Origin of the sequence: Lacinutrix jangbogonensis (genome assembly GCF_000797445.1) — a bacterium.
Taxonomy (GTDB): Bacteria; Bacteroidota; Bacteroidia; order Flavobacteriales; family Flavobacteriaceae; genus Lacinutrix; species Lacinutrix jangbogonensis.
Genome location: NZ_JSWF01000022.1, coordinates 23460 through 40578 on the forward strand (window position 1 = coordinate 23460; position 17119 = coordinate 40578).

General features: G+C 31.9%; 14 protein-coding genes. 6 read left to right on the forward strand and 8 right to left on the reverse strand.

Annotated features, from left to right (window positions below; all coding sequences use genetic code 11):
* Positions 1-72 precede the first annotated feature (72 nt).
* A complete protein-coding gene (locus RH82_RS05825) occupies positions 73-387 on the forward strand; it encodes a hypothetical protein (RefSeq protein ID WP_034058993.1) in 315 nt (104 codons plus the stop codon).
* A gap of 9 nt (positions 388-396) precedes the next feature.
* Here the strand turns inward: RH82_RS05825 and RH82_RS05830 are convergent, their stop codons facing one another.
* From RH82_RS05830 to RH82_RS05840, 3 genes are all read right to left on the reverse strand, one after another.
* Complete coding sequence (locus tag RH82_RS05830) at positions 397-918, reverse strand: DinB family protein (RefSeq protein ID WP_034058995.1); 522 nt, start codon at positions 916-918, stop codon at positions 397-399.
* A 166-nt stretch (positions 919-1084) separates the two neighbouring features.
* Positions 1085-1564 (reverse strand): Lrp/AsnC family transcriptional regulator, encoded by a 480-nt coding sequence (locus RH82_RS05835; protein WP_034058996.1) that lies wholly within the window; start codon positions 1562-1564, stop codon positions 1085-1087.
* A gap of 71 nt (positions 1565-1635) precedes the next feature.
* Positions 1636-2778, reverse strand: coding sequence for a M14 family zinc carboxypeptidase (locus tag RH82_RS05840; RefSeq protein ID WP_034058998.1), 1143 nt, complete (start codon positions 2776-2778; stop codon positions 1636-1638).
* A 314-nt stretch (positions 2779-3092) separates the two neighbouring features.
* Between RH82_RS05840 and RH82_RS05845 the strand changes: the two genes are divergently transcribed.
* The 4 genes from RH82_RS05845 (at position 3093) to RH82_RS05860 (ending at position 5730) form a co-directional block, all read left to right on the forward strand.
* Positions 3093-3509: a helix-turn-helix domain-containing protein gene (locus RH82_RS05845; RefSeq protein WP_034059000.1), complete on the forward strand. Its 417-nt coding sequence runs from the start codon at positions 3093-3095 to the stop codon at positions 3507-3509.
* Between the two features lie 109 nt (positions 3510-3618).
* The gene (locus RH82_RS05850; RefSeq protein WP_034059002.1) at positions 3619-4023 is read left to right on the forward strand and encodes a hypothetical protein; all 405 of its coding nucleotides are present in this window, start codon (positions 3619-3621) and stop codon (positions 4021-4023) included.
* 16 nt (positions 4024-4039) lie between these two features.
* The gene (locus RH82_RS05855) at positions 4040-4831 is read left to right on the forward strand and encodes a TerC family protein (RefSeq protein WP_034059004.1); all 792 of its coding nucleotides are present in this window, start codon (positions 4040-4042) and stop codon (positions 4829-4831) included.
* A gap of 14 nt (positions 4832-4845) precedes the next feature.
* Positions 4846-5730, forward strand: a complete 885-nt coding sequence (locus tag RH82_RS05860; RefSeq protein ID WP_034059005.1) for a methyltransferase domain-containing protein — start codon at positions 4846-4848, stop codon at positions 5728-5730.
* A 41-nt stretch (positions 5731-5771) separates the two neighbouring features.
* Here the strand turns inward: RH82_RS05860 and RH82_RS05865 are convergent, their stop codons facing one another.
* From RH82_RS05865 to ychF, 5 genes are all read right to left on the reverse strand, one after another.
* Positions 5772-6434 (reverse strand): ATP-binding cassette domain-containing protein, encoded by a 663-nt coding sequence (locus RH82_RS05865; RefSeq protein WP_034059006.1) that lies wholly within the window; start codon positions 6432-6434, stop codon positions 5772-5774.
* A gap of 339 nt (positions 6435-6773) precedes the next feature.
* Complete coding sequence (locus RH82_RS05870) at positions 6774-9497, reverse strand: DNA gyrase/topoisomerase IV subunit A (RefSeq protein WP_034059007.1); 2724 nt, start codon at positions 9495-9497, stop codon at positions 6774-6776.
* The gene (locus tag RH82_RS05875) at positions 9498-11357 is read right to left on the reverse strand and encodes a DNA topoisomerase IV subunit B (protein ID WP_034059009.1); all 1860 of its coding nucleotides are present in this window, start codon (positions 11355-11357) and stop codon (positions 9498-9500) included.
* Between the two features lie 322 nt (positions 11358-11679).
* Positions 11680-12171, reverse strand: a complete 492-nt coding sequence (locus tag RH82_RS05880; protein ID WP_316930898.1) for an SRPBCC family protein — start codon at positions 12169-12171, stop codon at positions 11680-11682.
* Positions 12172-12226: 55 nt separating this feature from the next.
* Positions 12227-13321, reverse strand: coding sequence for a redox-regulated ATPase YchF (gene ychF, locus RH82_RS05885; RefSeq protein ID WP_034059013.1), 1095 nt, complete (start codon positions 13319-13321; stop codon positions 12227-12229).
* Between the two features lie 216 nt (positions 13322-13537).
* On the opposite strand from ychF, the gene RH82_RS05890 reads away from it, so the two are divergent.
* The gene (locus RH82_RS05890) at positions 13538-16516 is read left to right on the forward strand and encodes a TonB-dependent receptor (protein WP_034059014.1); all 2979 of its coding nucleotides are present in this window, start codon (positions 13538-13540) and stop codon (positions 16514-16516) included.
* The last annotated feature ends 603 nt before the right edge of the window (positions 16517-17119 follow it).

Here is a 17119-nt window from a genome sequence, read left to right on the forward strand (position 1 = left end):
AAAATTTGTAATTTTATAATTAACATACAAGTTCTAAACTACATTAAGCCTCTAACTTAAACCCTTATTGTTATGCACAGAGTTATTGTAGATTATAAAAAACTAACACCAAAAGTATTGACCTTGTTAACTCAGAAGTATCCTGATGGCTATGGCGATGACGATATTCTTGTATTCGATAACCATAAAAACGAAACCATAGAAGCCGTCGAAGTTAAAACTGAAGACATCATTTATCTAGTAAAAATAAGCAGCAAGCTTCATTACACAATGGCAAGTTTAGGTGATTCAGATAATTTAATTTTAAATGAAGACGGACACATTTTAATTGAAGAATCCTTTAATAACGAAGAAGAAGAAGAAGAAGAAGAAGAAGAAGAAGAGTAACAACTAAAATTACAAATACCGCTCTCTAATTATTTCGCAATGGTGTTTTTCGTGACCCGCAATTAAAAAGCCAATAGCACGAACAGATACATCTCCTCCTCCTGCAACACCAGTTCTCTTCAAGATGTCGCTATCACTACCAAACGTTTTATAAAGCGCGATTGTAGCTTGCCTTACTAGCGCGTACTCCTCTAACAAATCTTCTATTGTTCTATTATTAGCGCTACTCTCTAAGGCATAATGATTTTCTTCGAAGCCAGCAACAGGTGTTTTATCTTTTCTAGCAAAACGCAAGGCTCTATAGGCAAAAACGCGCTCTGAATCCATGAGGTGGTTTATTATTTCTTTAATAGTCCATTTATTAGCTTCGTAACTATATTCTAGTTTGTCGACAGGAATAGACTGAAAAAAACGCATTGTTTGCTCCAAACCTTCTACTAATCCATCAAGAAGTATTAAATCTCCGATTTTGTTAATATATGGCTGAAAATAAGGTAAATACTCACCTTTATTTAAATCCGTTACTCTCATGTGTTTCTATTTATTGATTTCTATAGCCAAAAGCAGTTTAGCTGTTAATAAGCCAATTAATTGATGCTTTTTTCAACCTGCTCATTTCATAAAACTAAATTTTATTAATAAAAAAAAGCCCTTTAGCAAGATAACTAAAGGACTTTAATTTATAATAATTTTCTTTCTATAAAGAATTAAAAATATCGTGCATTAAACGTTTTTTATCGTTTATACTTTCTTCTAAAGAAATCATTGTCTCTGTTCTATAAACACCTTCAATAGCATCAAGCATAAAAATAATATCTTTTGCATGCTCAGTATTTTTTGCTCTAATTTTACAAAAAACATTAAATTTACCAGTAGTAACGTGTGCTACAGTAACAAAAGGAATCTCGTTAATACGCTCTAATACAAATTTTGTTTGCGACGTGTTTTTAAGGAACACACCAACATAAGCAATAAATGAATATCCTAATTTTCTATAATCTAAAGTAAGAGAAGAACCCTTAATAATTCCTGCATCTTCCATTTTCTTTACTCTAACATGAACCGTTCCAGCAGATATTAATAATTTTTTTGCAATATCTGTAAAAGGAACTCTTGTGTTATCGATCAACATATCAAGAATTTGATGATCTATTTCGTCTAATTTAAATTTCGCCATTTTGTCTATTTTCTTAAATAAAAAGCAAAAATAATACAATTTTACTGAATTATCCTCACCAAAAGCGCAGATTAATCAAATTTTAATGACAATTTAACATTATTCACAATCACGAAATCGTTTTCGTGACCTATTGAAACAGGCGTATTTCGTTCGTCTAAAACCACGTTACCATTAGCATTCAAACAGTTATGAGAAAAAAAAGCATCAAGATTATCGATTTCTTCTAGTTTTGGAATAAAACGCACCTTTTTATCAATTAATTTTTCTTGATACTGAACAGCAATGTTTAATTTCTCGTTATCATGAAGCACATCTTTAATAATTACATCAAAAAACAGCTTTTCATTCTTTGGAATAGCTAAATAATTTTGATAGTCATCTAAATCTATTGCATCATCGACAATAGTATTTAAAGCAACTAAATAAGACTTAAACACCAAACGCCTTACTTCCTCCCTATCGTAATCGTTAGCTAAGTGACCAGCTTCAAACAAAATAGTTGGCACATTAAAACTTTGAAACGTATCACCTACACAGTTAATATTAAAAGCATCATCATAAATACCAACTTGATTTGGGATCTCCTTTTGCAACATAGCATTCATCTTTACAATAATAGACATAGCAATCTTCCTATTATCTGTAATTGTACAGTCTTTGTCCTGAGCGGGAGATAAAAAGGACAAACTCGCTGAATTATTAGTTTTTCCTGCGCTAAATATAGTGCGCTGTCCATGTAAATTGAAACAATAATCTGGCTTAAAGTTCATAAACACATCTCTAAGCACTTTACTTTCTGGCTGTGTTAGATTTTGAGCATCTCGGTTTAAATCAACATTATTAGCATTTAATCGCGTGTAAACTTTAGCGCCATCTGGATTTAAAATAGGAATAATAACAATTGTACAGGCTTTTAAAATAGATTCTGAAAGATTATTATCCGCAAAAAAGTTAAGTAAATCGAAAATAGACTTGGTTGTGGTAGATTCGTTTCCATGCATTTGAGACCACATTAATATCTTTTTTTCGCCAGAACCAACTCTAATCGAATAAATGTTTTCTTCCAAAACAGATTCTCCAACAACCTCAATATTGAAATTACTAGCATGTTTTTTTAAAAGTGGCTCAATATGTTCTGAGTGGATATAACGTCCATATATCGTAGTTTCTTTATGTGTTTTAAATATAGTATTAAACGCTTTCTCCTGCATACATGTTTTGTTTGTGTTACAAATGTAAACAATATCTATTTTACATTTGTAAACACGAATTGTTACAATTGTAATTTACAACTGTAACCACAAAACATAAATATTGCATTAAATCTATCACTAGATAAGCATACATAAGTAATAATTAAATAATAACCATTTATTTTATTTGTTTTCAGGTAATTAACATACTCATATTGAATCTTAGGTTTAATAATAAATAGCTTTTATTTAAGAATTATATGTAAATACTAATGATAAACACACAAATGTAAACACTCCAAGTCCGTTTGATTGTTTACATTTGTATAACAATGATAAACAACGAAGAATTTACCAAAAGACTTAAAAAAGTTATCGATTATTATGGCGAAAGCGCTTCTTCTTTTGCAGAAAAAATTGATGTCCAACGTTCTAGTATTTCACATATCCTTTCAGGTAGAAATAAGCCAAGTTTAGAATTTGTACTAAAAGTCCTCTCCTCTTTTCCTGAAGTAGAATTGTATTGGTTAATGAATGGAAAAGGAAATTTTCCTTCTGAGAAAATTCAAGATCAAAACACAGAAGAAAAACCAAAACCGGGAAATCAGAATTTATTTCCGGAAACTAAAACTAAAAAAATTATAACAGAAATTTCTGAAACAAAAAGCAATACTTCAAATTCTAAAAAAGAAATTGATCGCATCATCATATTCTATAAAGACGGTAGTTTTTCAAATTTCGAGAATTAAGCGTTACAATTTATAAAAAAATAAATATGCTATTCTTAGGGCGTTAATTTTATTACCAAAAATTCAACTTTAAATGCATCATTTAGTAAATTTGTATAAAATCATTTATATGAGATTTATTACTACTATTCTGTTATTATTTCTTTTTTCAAGTTGCCAAGATATCGAGCGAAATTGCACAGATTACAAGACAGGCTATTTTGAATTTACCTTTAAAGACAATGGTATAGAAAAAACTGCACAGTTTGCAAGAACAAAAAACCTTAATATAGATTTATTTGAAGGCAAAATAGACTCTGCTTCTATTCGATGGATTAATGATTGTGAATTTATTCAGAAAAAAATAAACCCTAAAAATATGGCAGAACAGCGCGCTGTTCATTTTAAAATAATTGCAACAACCAAAGACTCCTATACTTTTCAATACCAAGACGCTTCACCAGACAAGAATAAGGAAAAGCGTGTAGAAAAAGGTATTGCCTACCGTGTTCCAGAATTTAAAATAACACAGTAATAAATACTAAAAAAACATGCTCGATTTCCTTTTAACTTCGGATGCTATTTTTGCTTTGATAACTTTAACTTTTCTTGAAATTATTCTTAGGATTGACAATATTGTATTTATTTCTATTGCGGCAAATAAACTTCCAGAAGAACAACGTGGAAAAATAACCAACGTTGGTTTAATACTCGCCATGGTACAACGCATCATTCTACTATTCTTTGTGTCTTTTTTAGTTGGCTTATCTGAGCCTTTTAAAATAATTGACACGAGCTGGCTTCATCTTGAAATTAGTTGGCAAGCCATAATATTATTTTGTGGTGGCTTATTTTTAATTTATAAATCGACTTCAGAGATTAGAGAAAAGGTTGAATCTCCAAATCATGACGAGAACGAAATAAAAGGAAAAGTGATAAAATCTTTCCAACAAGCTATTGTACAAATACTAATTATTGATTTTATTTTCTCTATTGACTCTATCCTTACCGCAGTTGGCATGACTAATGGGTTATCTGACAATCAAAACCATAACCTGATTTTAATGATAATTGCTGTAGTTATTTCTATTGCAGTAATGATTGTTTTTGCTAATAAAATTCGACAGTTTATAGACAAAAACCCAAGTATTCAAATATTAGGATTATCGTTTTTAATATTAATTGGTTTTATGCTATTAACAGAAGCTGGACACTTATCTCATACAGAATTCTTCGGAAATACTGTTGGAGCAACCCCTAAAGGCTATCTATACTTCGCTATAGCATTCTCTTTATTTGTTGAATTTTTAAACCAAAAAACAAGTAAGACTAAAAAGAAATAGTCTATTTTTAATTTATGAAGTTTCACAAAAAAAAATCATTAGTTTTTAAAACACTTAACGTTTTACCAAGTAGTTTAGGGTATTATTTGTACCACATAATTCAAAAACGTTCTTTTAAAAATATATCAAAAAATATTATTGCTAATAAAAACAGTCGCTCTGTTATTAAACACATATTAAATTCTGTAAATTTTAATTTAACCAACAAAAGTATAATAGAAATTGGTTCTGGCTGGCTCCCTTTAATGCCATATCTTTTGAAAGCTGAAGAACTTTGCAAAACTATTTACACCTACGATTTAAACTCGCATTATAATTTAGAGAATATAACACGTTTAAATCATTATTTTAAAACTGAAGAAAATATTAGCTTTAAGAAAAGGCAATCTGATAAATATAATTTGCCGGAATTTATCGAGTACTACCCTAATACTAATATAATAGATACTGACCTCCCAAAAGACATAAGTTTAGTGTATTCAAGATTTGTTTTAGAACACGTAAAACCTAGCGATATACTAAAGATGCATCAAAAGTTTTATTCTGAAATATCTAATGACACTTATGTTTTACATCTTATTTCACCTAGCGATCATAGAGCATACTCAGATAGCTCTCTTTCTTATTACGATTTTTTAAAGTATTCTAAAAAAGAATGGAACAGCATCCAAACAAAGTTTGATTATCATAATCGCTTAAGATTACCGCAATATCTGAGTGTTTTTGAAAATGCTGGTTTTGACGTCGTGTATTTAAATTATGATAAAACAGATGCTAGCAGCGATAAGTACAAAAAATTTAAAGCTATAGATTTGCATGAGGATTATACTGGGTTTTCTGAAGAAGAAATTCTAGCAGGCTCAATTAATATTCTACTTAAAAAGAAAAAAAATAATTAATTTAGAATATCTTTTTACACCTGAATAATATGCAAAACTAATTAGTCCATTCTTACAAAATAACCGAGTTCTAATAACTGACTTCTATCCTTAATTTCTCTTAAATAACCTTCTTTTAAGAATGTAATATTATCCGATAATTTTAGCACATTCTCATAATCATGATCCGTAATAATAACTCCTTTGTGTTCCTTTACTTCTAAAATACATTCTGCGATATAGTCCTTTAAGATTGGGCCTACCCCATTAAAAGGTTCGTCTAACAATATGAATTTTGCTTTGGAATGAATTAATAATAAAATTTCAATAATTCTCCTTTGCCCTCCTGAAAGTTCTTGACTCGTTTTATCAAGAAGAGGTAATACAAATTCGTTTGTGAGTAATTTTTTTCTATATTTTTTTTCGAGAAATAGATTAATAATTTTTATAATTTTAATTCCATTAGGTAAGAAATGATTTTGTGGTAAGTAGCTTATTAAGCCTTTACAATCTGTAGTACTTCTAATTAAGTTCCGTTCTACTTTTACGAATTTGCTTTCGGCTTTTTCAACACCGAATATTATTTTAAGTAATGTAGATTTCCCACTACCATTTCTACCAATAAGCCCTTTAACCTCTCCTATTTCACAGGATAAAAACACATCAGACAAAATAACTCTATTATTATAAGACTTGGTAACACTATCTACAAAAAGACGACTCATATTAAGGCGAGAATTATAACATTAATAAGTCCTATAAGAAAAGTTGACAACCATAATTGCAATTTTGAAAAACCTAAATTATAATAGTAAAAACATTCGTGTTGATTTTTAACTTCATATATAAAATAGTGCAATAGTAACATTATCAACATTACTGAAACGCCATAGAGCGCAACATTCCCGAATACAGCAATTGGAATTGAAATTATATAAGAAGTGAAAAAGATTTTCTTCTGAAATATAAGTATATTTTTAAGCAGTCTCAGGTTTAATTTTTTAGATTATTTTTAAAATTAATTATCTATAAACTAAACTATCAAAAAATTAAGTTAATTCTATTTAAAACAATGAAGTTTGATCTTTCCCTTCTTGATCATCTTTTTTCTTTTGTATCGCTCTTTCTAAAGCTTTTTCAGCTTTATCTTCTTTACTTTTAAATTCTTTTATCGGCTTTTCAACCTCAACAACAGGAACATCATCAATAGGGAAAATATTTTCTACCTCAATAGCATCGCTAACTTCAATTTCTTCAGCCGGAATGTCTTCAGGAACTTCATGAGCTAAAGGCTCTAACAAATTAACTTGGTTTACTTTATGCTTCGTTAATTGGTTTCCTAAAGCAGAAAGACCTTTAACTGAAATAAAATCTTCGATATTAATAGTTTCGTCTTCTCTTCTGTCTTTACCTCTTTCTTTAGCGAATACAATTTCTGCCATAGGTTTCCAATCTATAGACACAATTTCCAATTGCGACTTTTCGTGTTCAGTAATAAAAGATTCCTCTTTGTCTTCATTTTCTATTAAGAAGCGCTTAACGTAATATTTCTCTTTGTCTCCATCAAAATATATTGCTGAAATAGGCTTTTTAGGAATCCATTTTTCTAAGACAATCATATCGTCATCAAAATGAAGCGTAACTTCTGGAGTTACCGTTTTTACTACTCCTTTTTGGTTGATAATCAACAACTTATCCTCACCTCTAAACTCACCAACCAATTCGCCACGACCATCAACATTTATACGCTGAACAGTATCGTCGAACCATATTTTACGTGGCTTAAGCGTAGAAACACCTTTCTCTTTTAATTCAATTTTCTTAATTGGATATTTAGTAACAAGGTTACCTTTACTTGTACGTGCTTTTATTAAAATATCTGTAAAATCAATATCCCATTTTAATTTTTTCACACTCCCAACCTGACGCAAGGACAATGAAATCACCTCGGCTTCACCATTAGGATTTGCAGAGAAATACCACAATTTAGAACTCTTGGCTCCATTAGTTAAATCGTACTCTTTATCACGAGTCATTGAGGTAACAGCAAATCGCTTTATATAAGAAGCACCTTTGCTTCCATCGCGATAAATCATGTTATAAATGGTACGCTTATCCTTTTTCTTAAAGATCGCTACGTGAATTATATCTTTACCAATAAAAGTCTTGGAATCCACTTTAGTCACCATCATTTTACCATCATTTGTAAATGCGATAATATCATCAATATCACTACAATCTCCAACGTACTCGTCTTTACGTAAAGAAGTACCTATAAAACCTTCCTCCCTATTAACATAGAGTTTCGTGTTTCTAATTATTACCTTTGTAGCATCTACATCTCCAAACGTACGAATTTCCGTTTTACGCTCTCTACCTTCTCCATATTCCTTTTTTAATCTCGTAAAATATGCAATAGCATAATCAATTAAGTGTGCTAAATGATTTTTCACCTCAGCAATCTGATCTTCTAAAGCATCAATTTTTTGTTGCGCTTTATCAATATCGAATTTTGAAATACGCTTGATTCGTATTTCTGTTAAACGTGTAATATCCTCAACAGTAATCGCACGTTTTAAATGTTTTATATGTGGCTGGAGCCCTTTGTCAATAGCACTAATAACACCATCCCAGGTTTCCTCTTCTTCAATATCGCGATAGATTCTATTTTCAATAAAAATACGTTCTAAACTTGCAAAATGCCATTGTTCTTCAAACTCTCCAAGTTTAATTTCCAGTTCTTGTTTTAAAAGCTGAACAGTCTTATCTGTACTTCTTCGAAGCATTTCTGTAACCCCAACAAATAATGGCTTGTTATCTTCAATAACACAACCCAAAGGTGAAATTGAGCTTTCACAACTAGTAAAAGCAAACAATGCATCAATGGTTTTATCTGGCGATAAGCCAGAAGGTAATTGAATTAATATTTCTACGTTTGCGGCAGTATTATCTTCAATTTTTTTAATCTTAATCTTCCCTTTATCATTCGCTTTTAATATCGAATCGATAAGCGACGATGTGGTTGTACCAAAAGGAATTTCGGTTATTACTAATGTATTCTTATCGGTTTGCGAGATCTTGGCACGAACACGTACTTTTCCACCTCGTAAACCATCGTTATAATTAGAAAAATCTGCAACGCCTGCAGTTGGGAAATCTGGAAGAATAGTAAAACGCTTGCCTTGTAAATGTTTTATTGAAGCCTCTATTAATTCAATAAAATTATGTGGTAATATTTTAGTTGATAAACCTACTGCTATTCCTTCACCGCCTTGCGCTAACAATAACGGAAACATTACAGGAAGATTGGTAGGCTCTTTTCTTCTACCATCATAACTCTGTTGCCATTCTGTAATTTTCGGATTAAAAACAACATCCAATCCAAATTTAGAAATTCGTGCTTCTATATAACGTGAAGCCGCTGCACGATCTCCTGTTAATATATTTCCCCAGTTTCCTTGTGTATCTATTAATAAATCTTTCTGGCCAATTTGAACCATCGCATCAGCAATACTTGCATCTCCGTGTGGATGATACTGCATAGTGTGACCAACAATGTTTGCTACTTTATTGTAGCGACCATCATCTAGATCCTTCATAGAATGCATAATACGACGTTGTACAGGCTTAAAACCATCTTCTATGGCTGGCACTGCACGTTCTAAAATCACATACGAAGCGTAATCTAAAAACCACTCTTTATACATTCCAGTAATTCTGGTAATGGTTTCTTTTGGTTCTTGATTTTCTAAGTTTTCGTTTATTAGGTCGTCGTTTTCTTCTGTCATCTACTTTTCTTCTTCAATTAAATCAACCTCAACCTTCAAATTATTAATAATAAACTCTTGTCGCGTTGGTGTGTTTTTTCCCATATAGAATGACAACAAGTCTTCAATAGACATATTATCATCTAACATTACTGGATCTAAACGAATATCGTCACCAATAAAATGGACAAACTCATCTGGTGAAATCTCACCAAGTCCTTTAAATCGGGTTATTTCTGGTTTTGGTTTTAACTCTTCCAAGGCATTTCTTTTTTCTTCATCAGAATAACAATAAATTGTTTTCTTCTTATTACGAACTCTAAACAAAGGCGTTTGTAAAATATATAAATGCCCTCCTTTTATAACTTCCGGAAAAAACTGAAGAAAGAAAGTAATTAATAACAAACGAATGTGCATACCATCGACATCTGCATCTGTTGCAATGACCACATTGTTGTAACGTAAATCGGCTAGTGATTCTTCTATATTTAATGCTGCTTGTAATAGGTTAAACTCCTCATTTTCGTAAACAATTTTCTTTGTTAAACCATAGCAATTTAGCGGCTTTCCTTTTAAACTAAAAACGGCTTGCGTGTTAACATCACGAGATTTAGTAATACTTCCAGAAGCAGAATCTCCCTCAGTAATAAAGAGTGTTGATTCTAAATTTCTTGGGTTTTTAGCATCACCAAAATGCACACGACAATCGCGTAGTTTTTTGTTATGTAAATTTGATTTTTTAGCACGGTCTTTAGCTAATTTTCTAATACCTGATAACTCTTTACGTTCGCGTTCTGCTTGTAAAATTTTACGCTGAATTTTTTCGGAAGTCTCTGGGTTCTTGTGAAAATAATTATCTAATTGTGTTTTTAAAAAATCGTTAATGTATGTTCTAACGGTTGGCAGCTCGCCTCCCATATCTGTTGACCCTAATTTTGTTTTAGTCTGACTCTCGAAAATTGGTTCCATTACTTTTATAGCAATGGCTGAAACTATAGATTTTCTAATATCTGAAGCATCATACTGCTTACCAAAGAAATCACGAACCGTTTTTACAATCGCCTCTCTAAAAGCTATTAAGTGTGTCCCTCCTTGCGTTGTATTTTGTCCGTTTACAAAACTATTATACTCTTCACTATATTGTGTTTTACTGTGCGTAATTGCAACCTCAATATCTTCTCCACGAAGATGAATGATTGGGTAAAGCAAATCGCTTTCAGCTATTTTTTCAGATAATAAATCTTTTAGACCGTTTTCACTGAAATATTTTTCGCCATTAAAAACTATCGTTAACCCTGGATTTAGGTACACATAGTTTTTTAGCATTTTAACGATGTACTCTGGTCTGTATTTATATTTTTTGAAGATGATTTCATCAGGAATAAAAGATACTTTTGTTCCTTTTCTGCGGCTTGACTCTTCTAAAAGCTCTTGCTCTATAAGATTCCCTTGTTCAAAATCTGCAGAAGCACTTCTACCATCTCTTGAAGATTCTACTCTAAAATAAGACGATAATGCGTTTACTGCTTTCGTACCAACTCCATTTAATCCAACCGATTTTTTAAAAGCTTTAGAATCGTACTTTCCACCAGTATTCATTTTAGACACAACATCTACAACTTTCCCTAAAGGAATACCACGTCCATAATCGCGAACAATCACTTTTGTGCCTTGAACAGAAATCTCTATGGTTTTACCTGCTCCCATAACGAACTCATCTATAGAGTTGTCGAGCACTTCTTTAAGTAGAATATAAATACCATCGTCTGGAGAAGAACCATCACCTAATTTACCAATATACATTCCTGGACGCATACGAATATGTTCTTTCCAGTCGAGGGAGCGTATATTATCTTCGGTATATTTAGTTTCTTCAGACATAAATTTGAGTACAAAATTTCAGATAGTTAGCTAATATAATATAACGTTTTAAAAAATGAAACACTGCGTCGATAAAGTAATTAACAAGTTATTAGAAATTAAAATTGAAGCCGAATTGGAAATCGGAAACAAAGCTAAAACGGACGTTGTTTTTTAGCTCAAAACTATGTGTTTATAACTTAAAACCTCACTTCTAATTACTTATCTTTAAGTGAGTATTATCGTGTTTTTTGTGCGTATTTTACTGATTTTCAATGATTAACTGCTTTCATGAAAATCACATAGAATTACGAAGAGTTCTTACAGAGTTTTATCTCAATAATTACTTTTCAGCTTTTTGCTTTAAAAGCAGATTTCTAATGGTAAGTAAATTTGTCATATACCGTTTTAAAAATAGTGTATTTGCTAGCTTTCCTAAAATTCCAAAAGGCGATTGAAAATAGAATTTATCTATCATTATTGTTTGTTCTCCATCGGAAGCAAAAATATGCTCATGCTTGAAGCTTTTAAAAGTTCCAGAAACCATTTCATCAACAAAGTAATTAGGAGATTCAAATACTGTAATTTTTGAAGTTAATTGTTGTTTTACACCAAAATGAACAGCTTCCCAAGTTACCCATTCATTTAACTCAATTAATCCAGAAGTCTTTCCTGCTACAGCTTTTTCATTAGCATGTTCTTGAGATTCTTTATGAAAATCAATATTACGCGATAAGTCAAAAACGGTTTGAATATCTGCATTTATCTTTGTTTCTAATTCTATTAGAGGCATAAACCAAATATAGTTAAATATAAAAGCGAGATGAAATTTCATCTCGCTTTTAAACTTTGTTCTTGTATCTATAATCGGTAACGGCTAGTGGCTCTTATTAAACATTAAATAAGAAATGCATAACATCTCCATCCTTAACAATATAACCTTTACCTTCTACTCTCATTTTCCCTGCTTCTTTTACTTTGGCTTCGCTACCAAATTCAACATAATCGTCGTAACCAATAACTTCTGCACGAATAAAACCTTTCTCAAAGTCTGTATGTATTACTCCTGCTGCTTGAGGTCCCGTTGCACCTATGTTAACAGTCCAAGCACGCACTTCTTTTACTCCTGCTGTAAAATAAGTCTGCTGATTTAACAATTTATAAGCCGAACGAATAAGTTTTGCAGAACCTGGTTCATCTAAACCAATATCTGCTAAAAACATTTGGCGCTCTTCGTAATCATCTAATTCGGTAATATCTGCTTCTGTTCCTACTGCAAGTACTAAAACTTCAGCATCTTCATCTTTAACAGCTTCTTTAACTCTATCTACATATTCGTTTCCATTAACAGCAGAAGCTTCATCTACATTACAAACATACATTACAGGCTTGTCTGTAATTAACTGAGATGGTTTTACAAACTCTCTATCTTCATCTTCTGTAAACTCTAAAGCACGAACAGATATTCCTGCTTCTAGACCTGCTTTTAGTTTTAAAAGTACAGCTTCTTCTTTCTGCGCTTCTTTATTTCCAGTTTTTGCCGCACGTTTAACTTTATCAAGTTTCTTCTCTACAGTATCTAAATCTTTTAATTGCAATTCTATATCAATAGTTTCTTTATCACTAATTGGATCTACTTTTCCATCTACATGAATAATATTATCATTATCAAAACAACGTAATACATGTAAAATAGCATCTGTTTCACGAATGTTAGCTAAGAATTGGTTTCCCAAACCTTCACCTTTACTGGCACCCTTTACTAAACCCGCAATATCAACAATCTCTACTGTCGCCGGTAATACACGCTCTGGATTTACTAGCGATTCTAACTTTTGAAGTCTTGGGTCTGGCACATTTACTACACCAATATTAGGTTCTATAGTACAAAACGGAAAGTTTGCACTTTGCGCTTTTGCATTAGATAAACAATTAAATAATGTTGATTTCCCTACGTTTGGTAAGCCTACAATTCCTGCTTTCATTTTATCAATTTTTAAAGCTGCAAATATAACATACAATATACTAAAGTATTCATTTAAAATAGTATTAAATTAAATTTACATTTTTAACATTTTATTTAATATTTACGCAATACAAATACTATTTAAATGATAACTATTTAATAATTATTACAGACACATAGTAATTTTATGAATTCTTTAACATAGCTTAGCCTTAATCAACTAAATCCATATCATATGAAAAAATCAAACTTTTTATTAGCCTTACTATTCTGTTCGGCATTTACATTTGCCCAACAATCTCTTACTGGAACGGTAACAGATGTCGATGGCTCTGGACTTCCAGGTATTAACATTGTTGAAAAAGGCACACAAAACGGAACTGCTACAGATTTTGACGGAAACTACAGCATTAATATTGGAGACAATGCAATTTTAGTTTATAGCTCTGTGGGCTATGCTAAACAAGAAATAGAAGTCAACGGAAAATCTAGTATTAATGTAACCATGACTGACGGTGAAGCTTTAGACGAGATTGTTTTAGTTGGCTCTAGAAACCCAAATAGAACCGCTGTAGATACAGCTGTACCTATAGATGTCATTGATATAAAAGAATTAGCTACGGCAGGACCTCAAACTTCTGTTACTCAAATTTTAAATTATGTAGCACCTTCTTTTTCATCTAATACACAAACGGTATCTGATGGGACAGACCATATTGACCCAGCTCAATTAAGAGGGCTAGGTCCAGATCAAGTATTGGTATTAATTAATGGAAAAAGAAGACATACATCTTCTTTAGTAAATGTTAACGGAACTCCAGGAAGAGGCAGTGTCGGCACAGACCTTAATACTATTCCAACGGCAGCTATTAAAAGAATTGAAGTACTACGCGATGGTGCCGCAGCGCAATACGGGTCTGATGCTATTGCTGGTGTTATAAACATTGTACTTGACAATAGTATAAACGAGTTAACAGCTTCTGTTACTTCAGGTGCTAATATTTCTAAAAACTCTAACGATCATGATGGCGGAACCGATGGAGAAAAATTTCAAGTAGATTTAAACTACGGTCTTCCAATTGGGAAAGATGGTGGTTTTGTAAACCTTACGGGATCTTTTACTACACGTAATCGTACCTCTAGGGCTAGAGCGAACAGTAGTGAGATTTTTACAGCCTATAACGCTATCGAATGGCAAGCTAATCAAGATGGTTTTAATTTGTCTGATTTAAGAACAAATTTAGGAGCTATACAAAGCTATGCGTCACAAGTATCATATTTTGATGCTGCGCTACAATCTCAAATTGCTAGTGCTTCAACTATCGAAGAGCTATCTGGTTACAATACTACAACAGGAACAAGCAGTGGATCAGGTATTTTACAAGGAGTATCAGGTATTACAGATTCTGAATTAGCTGCAAGAGGTCAAACTAGGAACGATTATAACATGAGTGTTGGCCAATCTGGCTTAGAACAAGGACAATTTATGGGCAATTTAGAAATCCCAATTGGTGATGAAGTAAACGAAGCAAAACTATATGCTTTTGGAGGCTTGTCTTACAGACATGGAGACGCCTCAGGGTTTTACAGAACACCAGGTCATGGTTCTGGTAGAGGTAATACTTTATCTTATATAAATGGGTTTTTACCTAATATAGAATCTGATATTATTGACAAATCTTTAGGGTTTGGTATTTCTGGAAAAATTAATGATTGGAATATAGATTTATCTCATACTTGGGGTAAAAATGAATTCGCTTATAATATTACTAATACCACTAATTTTTATTTGCAAGCATCGTCTCCTACGGAATTTGACGCAGGATTAAACGGTTTTCAACAAAACACCGTAAACTTTGATATCTCTAAATTCTATGACGATATATTCTCGGGGTTAAACCTAGCTTTTGGTGTAGAATATCGCGTTGATAATTATTTTATTGAAGCTGGTGAGGAATCTTCATATGCTAGGTATGATATTAATGGTGAAGTAGAAACTGTCGCAGCGAGTACAGATCCAACATTACAGGTCACAGATTTTTATGGTGGACAAGCATCGGCTGGTGCACAAGTTTTTTCTGGTTTTACTCCAGAAAATGAAGTAGATGCTAAAAGAAATAGTTTTGGTTTTTATGCAGATGTTGAAGCAGATTTATCTGAAAAATTCTTAGTAAGCGTAGCTCTGCGCTATGAAGATTTTAGTGATTTTGGAAATACTTTAAACGGTAAAATTGCTATGAGATATAAAGTTGGAGCACACTCTAACATTAGAGGAGCAGTAAGTACAGGTTTTAGAGCTCCTTCTTTACACCAACAGTATTACAGCAAATCTAATACCTTATTTAACGATCAAGGTGTAGCACAAGAAGTTGGTACATTTACCAACAACTCTAATGCTGCAAAATTATTTGGTATTCCAGAATTAAAAGAAGAAACTTCTTTTAATTTAAGCTTAGGTTTTACTACAAAAATACCAGACGCTAATTTAACACTTACAGTGGATGGCTATTTTATTGCTATAGACGATAGAATCACCTATACAGGTAACTTCTCAAACCCAAATGATGGTAGTCAATTAGCAAATATTTTCACCAATTTAGGTATTGGTAGAGCAGCTTTTTTCTCTAATGCTATTGACACAGAAACACAAGGTATAGATTTAGTGGTTTCACACAAAACAAATTTAGGAAAAGGCCAATTAACTAATAACCTTGCAGGTTCTATAACTAAAACACACAAAATTGGAGCTACAAAAGGAAGTGATATTTTAGCAAATGCAGGTCTTTTAGATACTTATTTTGATGAGGCTTCAAGAGTATATTTAGAATTAGCTGTACCAAGTGTTAAAGCAAACCTTACACATAATTATAAAGTAGGAAACTGGAATATATTTTTACGTAATGCATATTTTGGAGAAGTTCAAGACACAGGCACGTTAAGAGATGCTAGTGGTAATGCATTGACAGATGAATTTGGAAGAAATAGAATCCATCCCAAAATTGGAGCAGAAATTGTAACTGACTTGACAGTCTCTTATAGTTTTACTGATGCTTTTAGAGCTACAGTTGGCGCTAATAATTTATTAGATGTTTATCCAGACGAATTACCTAGTTATTTAAACTCAAGTAACCAATTTGTATATTCACGTCGTATTTCTCAATTTGGTAATAATGGTAGATTTTTATTTGCAAGACTTAACTTTACCTTAAAATAAACATATAAATTAATTGGTTTAAAAAATCCCGAGCAACTAGCTTGGGATTTTTTTTATGATCATAGTGCCAAGGTTAATAGAACTTGTCACTAAAATGCATTCGATTTTATGGATAAACGTACAAGTATGTCCTAAAACTTGTTATTGTTCATAAAACAAATAATAATAATAATAATATAATGATACAGATTAGTCGTCTTTCTATACTCCTAGACGAAGCGGACAATCCTTAACAACAACTGCAACAATTTTAGATAGAAATTTAAGCGCTTGGGTATTATTAAATTTTGAGACCTCTAGTAATAACACCCTAGAGATTGATGAATTCCCATCTGCTTGGCAAGTTGTAGGTTCTTACAATCCTACCACAACTATTTCTTGGTTAAGTAGATTTGTTGAATATAGATACAATACTTCTACAATTATTACAGAAAACAAAGACTTGGCTTTTACATTCTTATTAAAACAAGCTGCTATATTTTATTCTTCTTTTCATTCCAAATTGATGAATTCGATTTTACTACAATGGATAGAGTAATGGAGTATGTAGTCTTTGAAATGACAGATATTGCGTAACAAACATATAAGCATCAAAAAAGCCGA

Bases quoted from the DNA above. Each gene is read 5' to 3' on its own strand.
- RH82_RS05825 (WP_034058993.1), top strand. From the start codon at position 73: ATGCACAGAGTTATTGTAGATTATAAAAAACTAACACCAAAAGTATTG.
- RH82_RS05830 (WP_034058995.1), bottom strand. From the start codon at position 918: ATGAGAGTAACGGATTTAAATAAAGGTGAGTATTTACCTTATTTTCAG.
- RH82_RS05835 (WP_034058996.1), bottom strand. From the start codon at position 1,564: ATGGCGAAATTTAAATTAGACGAAATAGATCATCAAATTCTTGATATG.
- RH82_RS05840 (WP_034058998.1), bottom strand. From the start codon at position 2,778: ATGCAGGAGAAAGCGTTTAATACTATATTTAAAACACATAAAGAAACT.
- RH82_RS05845 (WP_034059000.1), top strand. From the start codon at position 3,093: ATGATAAACAACGAAGAATTTACCAAAAGACTTAAAAAAGTTATCGAT.
- RH82_RS05850 (WP_034059002.1), top strand. From the start codon at position 3,619: ATGAGATTTATTACTACTATTCTGTTATTATTTCTTTTTTCAAGTTGC.
- RH82_RS05855 (WP_034059004.1), top strand. From the start codon at position 4,040: ATGCTCGATTTCCTTTTAACTTCGGATGCTATTTTTGCTTTGATAACT.
- RH82_RS05860 (WP_034059005.1), top strand. From the start codon at position 4,846: ATGAAGTTTCACAAAAAAAAATCATTAGTTTTTAAAACACTTAACGTT.
- RH82_RS05865 (WP_034059006.1), bottom strand. From the start codon at position 6,434: ATGAGTCGTCTTTTTGTAGATAGTGTTACCAAGTCTTATAATAATAGA.
- RH82_RS05870 (WP_034059007.1), bottom strand. From the start codon at position 9,497: ATGACAGAAGAAAACGACGACCTAATAAACGAAAACTTAGAAAATCAA.
- RH82_RS05875 (WP_034059009.1), bottom strand. From the start codon at position 11,357: ATGTCTGAAGAAACTAAATATACCGAAGATAATATACGCTCCCTCGAC.
- RH82_RS05880 (WP_316930898.1), bottom strand. From the start codon at position 12,171: ATGAAATTTCATCTCGCTTTTATATTTAACTATATTTGGTTTATGCCT.
- ychF (WP_034059013.1), bottom strand. From the start codon at position 13,321: ATGAAAGCAGGAATTGTAGGCTTACCAAACGTAGGGAAATCAACATTA.
- RH82_RS05890 (WP_034059014.1), top strand. From the start codon at position 13,538: ATGAAAAAATCAAACTTTTTATTAGCCTTACTATTCTGTTCGGCATTT.